This window comes from Halorhodospira neutriphila (genome assembly GCF_016584055.1).
Classification (GTDB): domain Bacteria; phylum Pseudomonadota; class Gammaproteobacteria; order Nitrococcales; family Halorhodospiraceae; genus Halorhodospira; species Halorhodospira neutriphila.
The window spans coordinates 1-8,852 of sequence record NZ_NRSH01000094.1; the positions used below are offsets into that span (position 1 = coordinate 1).

Below are 8,852 nucleotides of genomic sequence, written 5' to 3' on the forward strand. Positions count from 1 at the left end.
CCCCCTCGGCCGCCGGCGAGGCCGAGGGGGCCGAGGCCCCTGCCGAGGCCGGGCAGGCGGCGCCTGCCGAGGCCGAGGAGCCGGCGCCGGGCACCGAGGAGGACGCCGCCGAGCAGACCGCCCGCGCCCAGGCCGAGGCGCTCAAGGAGAAGCCCAAGAGCCAGCAGGAGGAGGCCAAGAAGCGCGACGAGGAGCGCGAGCGCAAGCGCGCCGAGCTCGAGGCCAAGCGCGAGCGCGAGGCCGAGGAGCGCGCCTCGCGCAAGCAGGAGGGCAAGCCGAAGAAGAAGAAGGGCGGCGAGCAGGGCGGCGGCCGGCGCAAGCGCCGCGGCGAGGGCGGCGGCACCGCGGCCAAGAAGCTCCAGCAGGAGTTCGAGCGCCCGACGGCGCCGGTGGTCCGCGAGGTGGAGATCCCCGAGACGATCACCGTCGCCGAGCTCGCCGACCGGATGAGCGTCAAGGCCGCTTCCCTGATCAAGGAGATGATGAAGCAGGGGGTGATGGCCACCATCAACCAGGCCATCGACCAGGAGACGGCGACGATCCTCGTCGAGGAGATGGGCCACAAGCCCAAGCTCGAGAGCGAGGGCGACCTCGAGGAGGAGCTGCTGCGCGAGCCCGAGGGCGAGCGCATCCCGCGGGCGCCGGTGGTCACCGTCATGGGCCACGTCGACCACGGCAAGACCTCGCTGCTCGACTACATCCGCCGCGCCAAGGTGGCCTCCTCGGAGGCCGGCGGGATCACCCAGCACATCGGCGCCTACCGGGTCGAGTCGGCCAGCGGCGGATCGACCTTCCTCGACACCCCGGGCCACCAGGCCTTCACGGCCATGCGCGCCCGCGGCGCCCAGATGACCGACATCGTCGTCCTCGTGGTCGCCGCCGACGACGGCGTCATGCCGCAGACCAAGGAGGCCGTCGAGCACGCCCGGGCCGCCGGGGTGCCGCTGGTCGTCGCCGTCAACAAGATGGACAAGGAGGACGCCAACCCCGACCGGGTCAAGCAGGAGCTCTCGCAGATGGAGGTCATCCCCGAGGAGTGGGGCGGGGAGACGCAGTTCATCCACGTCTCGGCGCTCAGCGGCGAGGGCGTCGACAACCTGCTCGAGGCCATCGTCCTCCAGGCCGAGCTCCTCGAGCTCTCCGCCGTCCAGGACTGCCCGGCCCAGGGCGTGGTCCTCGAGTCGAGCCTCGACAAGGGGCGCGGCCCGGTGGCCACCGTGCTGGTGCAGAACGGCCGGCTGCGCAAGGGCGATACCCTGATCTCCGGCACGGAGTTCGGCCGGGTGCGCGCGCTGGTCAACGAGCACGGCCAGCGCGTCGAGGAGGCCGGCCCGTCGACCCCGGTGGAGGTGCTCGGCCTCTCCGGGCTGCCCGACGCCGGCGACGACTTCCTCGTCGTCGAGGACGAGCGCAAGGCCCGCGAGGTCGCCGAGGAGCGCACGGAGCGCCAGCGCGAGAAGCGCCTGGCGCAGCAGCAGGCCGCGCGCATGGAGAACCTCTTCTCGCAGATGAAGGAGGACGAGGTCACCACCATCAACCTGGTGGTCAAGGCCGACGTCCACGGCTCGGCCGAGGCCCTGCGCCAGTCCCTCGAGGAGCTCTCCCACGAGGAGGTCCGGGTGCGCGTGGTCTCCTCCGGCGTGGGGGCGATCACCGAGTCCGACGTCAACCTGGCGCTCGCCTCCGAGGCGATCCTCATCGGCTTCAACGTCCGCGCCGACGCCGCCGCCAAGCGCCTGGTCCAGGAGAACAGCGCCGACCTGCACTACTACAGCGTCATCTACGACGCCATCGAGCAGGTCAAGAACGCCATCTCCGGGATGCTCGAGCCCGAGCTCGAGGAGCGCATCCTCGGCACCGCCGAGGTCCGCGAGGTCTTCCGCTCCTCGAAGCTCGGCCAGATCGCCGGCTGCCTGGTGGTCGACGGCGTGGTCCGCCGGCGCAACCCCATCCGGGTGCTGCGCGACAACGTCGTCATCTTCGAGGGCGAGCTCGAGTCGCTGCGCCGCTTCAAGGACGACGTCAACGAGGTCCGCGCCGGCACCGAGTGCGGTATCGGCGTGAAGAACTACAACGACGTCCGGACCGGCGACCAGATCGAGTGCTTCGAGCGCGTCGAGATCCAGCGCACCCTGTAGCCGAGGAGCGATGCCCAAGGACTACCCCCGCAGCCGCCGGATCGCCGAGCAGCTCCGCCGGGAGCTCGCCGAGGTGATCCGCGCGGACGTCGACGACCCGCGGGTCGGCCCGGTGACCCTCTCGGAGGTCCAGGTCAGCCGCGATCTCGGCCACGCCACCGTCTACGTCTCGGTCCTCGGGGCCGAGGCCGAGGCGGTGGAGGCGTGCGTCGCCGTGCTCAACGAGGCCCGCGGGTTCCTGCGCAGCCGGGTGGCCGGGCGGATCCGGGTCAAGCGCATGCCGCAGCTGCGCTTCGCCCACGACACGGCCTTCGACCGGGGCGCCCGCCTCAGCGCCCTGATCGACGAGCTCGCCGCCGAGCGCGGCGAGGACGACGCGAGCAACGAACCGGGCAAGGAGTAGGGAGCGCATGGCGAAGAGAAGGCGCGGGCGCAACGTCACCGGCGTGCTGCTGCTCGACAAGCCCTCCGGGGAGACCTCGAACCAGGCCCTGCAGCGGGTCAAGCGCCTCTTCGGGGCGCGCAAGGCCGGCCACACCGGCAGCCTCGACCCCCTCGCCACCGGGCTGCTGCCGATCTGCTTCGGCGACGCGACCAAGGTCTCCGGCTTCCTGCTCGACGCCGACAAGCACTACACCGTCACCTGCCGGCTCGGCGTCGCCACCGACACCGGCGACGCCGAGGGCGAGGAGGCGGAGCGCGCCCCGGTCCCGGCGCTCGACGAGGCGGCGGTCGAGGCCGCCCTGGCGGGCTTCCGCGGCGCCATCGAGCAGCTGCCGCCGATGTACTCGGCGATCAAGCACCAGGGCCAGCGCCTCTACAACCTCGCCCGCCAGGGCGTGGAGGTCGAGCGCGAGCCGCGGCGCGTCGAGATCTACCGCCTCGTCGCCACGGCGGTGCGCGCCGACGAGCTCGAGCTCGAGGTCCACTGCGCCAAGGGGACCTACATCCGCACCCTGGCCGAGGACATCGCCCGGGCCCTCGGCACCGTCGGCCACGTCTGCGCCCTGCGCCGGACTGGCATGGGGCCGTACCAGGAGCCGGCCATGTGGCCCCCCGAGGCCCTCGCCGAGCGCGCCGAGCAGGGCCGCGAGGCCCTCGACGCCGCGCTGCTGCCCATGGACTCGGCGCTGACGCAGTACCCCGCCGTCGAGCTCGCCGACGACCTCGCCCACTTCGTCGTCCAGGGCCAGCCGGTCTTCGTCCCCAAGGCGCCGACCGCCGGGTGGCTGCGCCTCTACGAGCGCAGCGGGCGGTTCCTGGGCATGGGGCAGGTCCTCGACGACGGGCGCGTCGGGCCCAAGCGCCTGGTCGCCCGGCGCTAGCGCGGGGCCGCGCTTGTTCCCGCGGCGCCGGCAGCGCTAAACTAGCCGCGTTTTTTGCAAGGCAAGACACGAGCATAACTTAGGTCAGGAGTCCTTCATGTCGCTGAGTGCCGAACGGAAGGCGGAGATCGTCGAGCAGTTCCGCCGCTCTCCCTCCGATACCGGGTCCCCCGAGGTCCAGATCGCGCTGCTGTCGGCGCGCATCCAGCACCTTACGGACCACTTTGCCACCCACAAGCAGGATCACCACTCCCGGCAGGGGCTGCTCAAGCTGGTCAGCCAGCGCCGCAAGCTCCTCGACTACCTCAAGCGCAAGGACCGCAGCCGGTATCAGGACGTGATCGCCCGGCTCGGGCTCCGCAAGTAAGCGCTGGAGGGGTCGCCAACCATGAGTGAGAGCCAACAAGCGCTGACGCCCACCAAGCGCAGCTTCTACTTCGGCGAGCACCGCGTCACCCTGGAGACCGGGGCCATGGCCCGGCAGGCCGACGGGGCGGTGCTCGTCGACATGGCCGATACCGTCGTGCTGGTCACCGTCGTCGGCAAGAAGGATCCGGCGGCGGCGCGCGACTTCCTGCCGCTGACGGTCAACTACCAGGAGCGCACCTACGCCGCCGGCCGGATCCCGGGCGGCTTCTTCAAGCGCGAGGGGCGGCCGTCGGAGAAGGAGACGCTGACCTGCCGGCTCATCGACCGGCCCATCCGGCCGCTCTTCCCGGAGGGGTTCCGCCAGGAGGTGCAGGTCATCGCCACGGTGCTCTCGCTCAACGACGAGGTCGACCCCGACATCCCGGCGATGCTCGGCACCTCGGCGGCGCTGGCCCTGTCGGGCATCCCCTTCGAGGGGCCCATCGGCGCCTGCCGCGTCGGCTACCTCGACGGCGAGTTCGTCCTCAACCCGACCTTCAGCCAGACCGCCGAGTCGGACCTCGACCTGGTGGTCGCCGGCACCGAGGACGCCGTGCTGATGGTCGAGTCCGAGGCCAACCTGCTGCCCGAGAGCACCATGCTCGACGCCGTGCTCTACGGCCACGAGCAGATGCAGGAGGCCATCGGGGTCATCAACGACCTCGCCGCCGAGGCCGGCAAGCCGCGCTGGGACTGGCAGCCGCCGGAGAAGGACGACACCCTGGAGACGCAGCTCGCCGAGCGCTTCCGCAGCGAGCTCGAGGCGGCCTACCGCATCGCCGACAAGCAGGAGCGCCAGGAGCGGGTCAACGCCCTGCGCGATAGCGCCGTGGAGGCGCTCGCCGACGAGGAGCACGAGGGCTGGAGCGCCGGCGAGGTCGGCGAGGCCTTCAAGGCCCTCGAGAAGCGCATCGTCCGCAGCCGCGTCCTCGCCGGCGAGCCGCGCATCGACGGCCGCGACAACGAGACGGTCCGGCCGCTGAACATCCAGGCCGGCGTGCTGCCGCGCACCCACGGCTCGGCGATGTTCACCCGCGGCGAGACCCAGGCGATCGTCGTCACCACCCTCGGCACCGGCCGCGACGCCCAGGTCATCGACGCCCTCGAGGGCGAGCGGCGCGAGCCGTTCATGCTCCACTACAACTTCCCGCCGTACTGCGTCGGCGAGGCCGGCTTCATCGGCGCGCCCAAGCGCCGCGAGATCGGCCACGGCAAGCTCGCCAAGCGCGGCCTCGAGGCGGTGATGCCGAGCCACGAGGACTTCCCCTACGTCATCCGCGTGGTCTCCGAGATCACCGAGTCCAACGGCTCCTCCTCCATGGCCACCGTCTGCGGCACCAGCCTGTCGCTGATGGACGCCGGCGTGCCGCTCAAGCACCAGGTCGCCGGCATCGCCATGGGGCTGGTCAAGGAGGGCGACGACTTCGCCGTGCTCACCGACATCCTCGGCGACGAGGACCACCTCGGCGACATGGACTTCAAGGTCGCCGGCAGCCGCGACGGCGTCACCGCCCTGCAGATGGACATCAAGATCGACGGGATCACCCGCGAGATCATGGAGCGGGCCCTGGAGCAGGCCCGGCAGGGCCGCCTGGGCATCCTCGAGGAGATGGACCAGGTCCTCGAGCGGCCCCGCGAGCAGATGTCCGAGTACGCCCCGCGGCTGATGACCATGAAGATCGACCCGGAGCGTATCCGCGACGTCATCGGCAAGGGCGGCGCCACGATCCGCGGCCTGACCGAGGAGACCGGCACCAACATCGACATCAGCGACGAGGGCGTGGTGACCATCGCCTCGGCGGACAAGGCCGCGGCGGAGGAGGCCAAGAAGCGCATCGAGCTGCTCACCGCCGACGTCGAGGTGGGCAAGGTCTACGACGGCCGGGTCGCCAAGCTCATGGACTTCGGCGCCTTCGTCAACATCCTGCCGGGCCGCGACGGCCTTGTGCACATCTCCCAGATCTCCAATAATCGGGTCGAGAACGTCGCCGACGAGCTCTCCGAGGGCGACGCGGTGCGCGTCAAGGTCCTCGAGGTCGACCGGCAGGGGCGCATCCGCCTGTCGATGAAGGCCGTCGAGGAGGAGGAGTAGCCTCGGGAGCTCGCAGCGGCCTCGCCGGACAGGGAAGACAAGGCTCATTCCCAAGCCCTTGCGCGGCGCCCAGCCGGGGTGCCGCGCAAGGCGCGCTAGCGAGGTAGCCATGGCCGCGACCCTTCCCCACGACCCGCAGCGCTCGGCCCTGCTGGTGGTCGACGTCCAGCCCGACTTCATGCCCGGCGGCCCCCTGGCGACCCAGGGCGGCGACGAGATCCTCGCCCCCCTCGCCGAGCTCATGGCGAGCGGGCGCTTCCCGCACATCGTCGCCACCCAGGACTGGCACCCGCCGGGGCACGTCTCCTTCGCCTCGAGCCACGAGGGCCGCGAGCCCTTCGAGGCCGTCGAGCTCTACGGCGCCGAGCAGGTCCTCTGGCCCGAGCACTGCGTCCAGGGCACGCCCGGGGCGGAGCTCCACCCGGCGCTGCCGTGGCGCCACGCCGAGGCCGTCCTGCGCAAGGCGACCGACCCGCAGATCGACTCCTACAGCGGCTTCCGCGAGAACCTCGCCCCGGACGGCAGCCGCCCGCCGACCGGGCTCGCCGGCTACCTGCGCGAGCGCGGCCTGGAGCGGCTCTACGTCTGCGGCCTGGCCCGCGACTACTGCGTGCGCTGGACCGCCGAGGACGGCGCCGCGGCCGGCTTCGAGGTCCACCTGCTCTGGGGGCTGACCCGCCCGGTGGACCCGGCCGACGACGACGCCGTGCGCCGCGGCCTCGAGGGCCGCGGCGTGACCGTCGTCGACGGCGGCTGAGCGCGCCGCCCCCGCCACAGAGGGATCCGCACCGGCATGGTCCAAAGCGCACTGGCCGATATCGAAGGCGTCACGGCGGCCCTGGAGCCCGGCGGCTGGCTGCAGCGGCTGCCCGTGGCCCTCGAGCCCGAGGGCCAGGCGCTGCTCGAGCGCGCCTGGCGCCTGGCGGCCGAGGCCTACGGCGAGCGCCAGCGCCCCTCCGGCGAGACCTACCTGGAGCACGCCGTGGCCACGGCGACGGCCCTCGCCGAGCTGGGCCTCGACGCCGCCACCCTGGCCGCGGCGCTGCTCCACGACCTGCCCGAGCTCGACGAGGGCAGCGCGCGCCGGCTGCGCCGCCAGCTCGGCGACGACATCGCCGAGCTCGTCCTCGGCGTCAACCGCATGCGCGGGATCGGCCGCTTCCACGACGCCGCCGAGCTCGAGGCCGCCGTCCAGGGGGAGCGGGCCGAGGGGCTGCGCAAGATGCTGCTGGCCATGGCGCGCGACGTGCGCGTGGTCTTCATCACCCTCGCCGAGCGCCTCCACGACCTGCGCACCTGCAAGGCGCTGCCCGAGGCCGAGCGCACCCGCATCGCCCGGGAGACGCGGGAGATCTACGCCCCCCTGGCCAACCGCCTCGGCATCTGGCAGGTGAAGTGGGAGCTCGAGGACCTGGCCTTCCGCTACCTCGAGCCCGCGGACTACCAGCGCCTCGCCCGGCTGCTCGCCGAGCGCCGCAGCGACCGCGAGGCCTACATCGAGCGGGTGCGCGAGGCCCTCCAGCAGGCCCTCGACGAGGCCGGCCTGAGCGCCCACGTCTACGGCCGCCCCAAGCACATCTACAGCATCCACCGCAAGATGGAGCGCAAGGGGCTGCGCTTCGACGAGCTCTACGACCTGCGCGCGGTGCGCGTGCTCGTCGACGACGAGCGGGCCTGCTATGCGGCCCTGGGCATCGTCCACGGGCTGTGGACGCCGATCCCCCGGGAGTTCGACGACTACATCGCCACCCCCAAGGAGAACAACTACCGCTCCCTGCACACGGCGGTGGTCGGCCCCGAGGGCAAGTCGGTGGAGGTGCAGATCCGCACCCACGAGATGCACCGCGAGGCCGAGCTCGGCATCGCCGCCCACTGGCGCTACAAGGAGGGGGGCAAGCAGGACACCGACTTCGAGCGCAAGATCGCCTGGCTGCGCCAGCTCCTCGAGTGGGGGGGCGAGGAGGACGCCGCCGAGGACTTCGTCGACCGCGTCCGCGCCGAGGTCTTCGCCGACCGGGTCTACGCGCTGACCCCGCGGGGCGACGTCCTCGACCTGCCGCGCGGGGCGACGGCGCTGGACTTCGCCTACCACATCCACACCGAGCTCGGGCACAGCTGCCGCGGCGCCCGGGTCAACGGCCGCATCGCCCCGCTGACCCGGGCGCTGGAGAACGGCGACCGGGTGGAGATCCGCACCGCCCGGGAGCAGCGGCCGAGCCGCGACTGGATCAACCCCGAGCTCGGCTACCTCTACACCAACCGCGCCCGCGCCAAGGTCCGCGCCTGGTTCCGCCAGCGCGACCACGACAAGAACGTCGCCGCCGGCCGCCAGGCCCTGGACAAGGAGCTGCGCCGGCTCGGGCTCGAGGACGTGGGCTTCGAGGAGGTCGCCCGGCGCAGCCGCTACCCGCGCACCGAGGCCTTCCTCTCGGCGCTCGGCCGCGGCGAGGTGACCCCCGGGCAGATCGCGGCGCTGCTGCGCGACCGCCTCCTGCCGCAGCGCCCGGAGCCGCCCCCGGCGCCGCAGCGCCGGTCCGGGGCCGGCGCCGACGACGACGTCACCGTCGAGGGGGTGGGCAACCTGCTCACGCGCACGGCGCGCTGCTGCACCCCGACCCCCGGCGACCCCATCGTCGGCTTCATCACCCGCGGCGCCGGGGTGACTATCCACCGCCAGGACTGCCCCAACCTCGAGCAGCTGCGCCGGCGCGAGCCCGAGCGGATCCTGGACGTGGCCTGGCGCACCGCGCCGTCGCGCCGCTACCCGGTCCGCCTCCACGCGCGCACGACGGTGCTCGAGGCCCCGCTGAGCGAGATCACCCGCCTCGTCGGCAGCGAGGGGGTGCGCCTCGACGGGGTGCGCACCCCCTCGCTGCCGACGAGGCGGGT

7 protein-coding genes are annotated in these 8,852 nt (G+C 72.6%); all 7 read left to right on the forward strand.

All coding sequences use genetic code 11. From position 1 onward, the window contains the following. A partial coding sequence (gene infB / locus CKO13_RS08620; RefSeq protein ID WP_200259553.1) for a translation initiation factor IF-2 occupies positions 1 to 2,138 on the forward strand: 2,138 nt, incomplete at its 5' end. A gap of 10 nt (positions 2,139 to 2,148) precedes the next feature. Continuing rightward, positions 2,149 to 2,541, forward strand: a complete 393-nt coding sequence (gene rbfA, locus CKO13_RS08625) for a 30S ribosome-binding factor RbfA (RefSeq protein ID WP_200259556.1) — start codon at positions 2,149 to 2,151, stop codon at positions 2,539 to 2,541. A 7-nt stretch (positions 2,542 to 2,548) separates the two neighbouring features. After that, positions 2,549 to 3,463 carry a tRNA pseudouridine(55) synthase TruB gene (gene truB / locus CKO13_RS08630; RefSeq protein WP_200259559.1) on the forward strand — a complete coding sequence of 305 codons (915 nt, stop codon included), beginning with the start codon at positions 2,549 to 2,551 and terminating at the stop codon, positions 3,461 to 3,463. Positions 3,464 to 3,560: 97 nt separating this feature from the next. Next, complete coding sequence (rpsO, locus tag CKO13_RS08635) at positions 3,561 to 3,830, forward strand: 30S ribosomal protein S15 (RefSeq protein WP_200259562.1); 270 nt, start codon at positions 3,561 to 3,563, stop codon at positions 3,828 to 3,830. 42 nt (positions 3,831 to 3,872) lie between these two features. Continuing rightward, a complete protein-coding gene (gene pnp, locus CKO13_RS08640; RefSeq protein WP_200259571.1) occupies positions 3,873 to 5,963 on the forward strand; it encodes a polyribonucleotide nucleotidyltransferase in 2,091 nt (696 codons plus the stop codon). A gap of 109 nt (positions 5,964 to 6,072) precedes the next feature. Then, positions 6,073 to 6,720 carry a nicotinamidase gene (locus CKO13_RS08645; RefSeq protein WP_200259565.1) on the forward strand — a complete coding sequence of 216 codons (648 nt, stop codon included), beginning with the start codon at positions 6,073 to 6,075 and terminating at the stop codon, positions 6,718 to 6,720. Positions 6,721 to 6,756: 36 nt separating this feature from the next. Continuing rightward, the coding region (locus CKO13_RS08650) for a RelA/SpoT family protein (protein ID WP_200259568.1) at positions 6,757 to 8,852 on the forward strand (2,096 nt) is incomplete at its 3' end.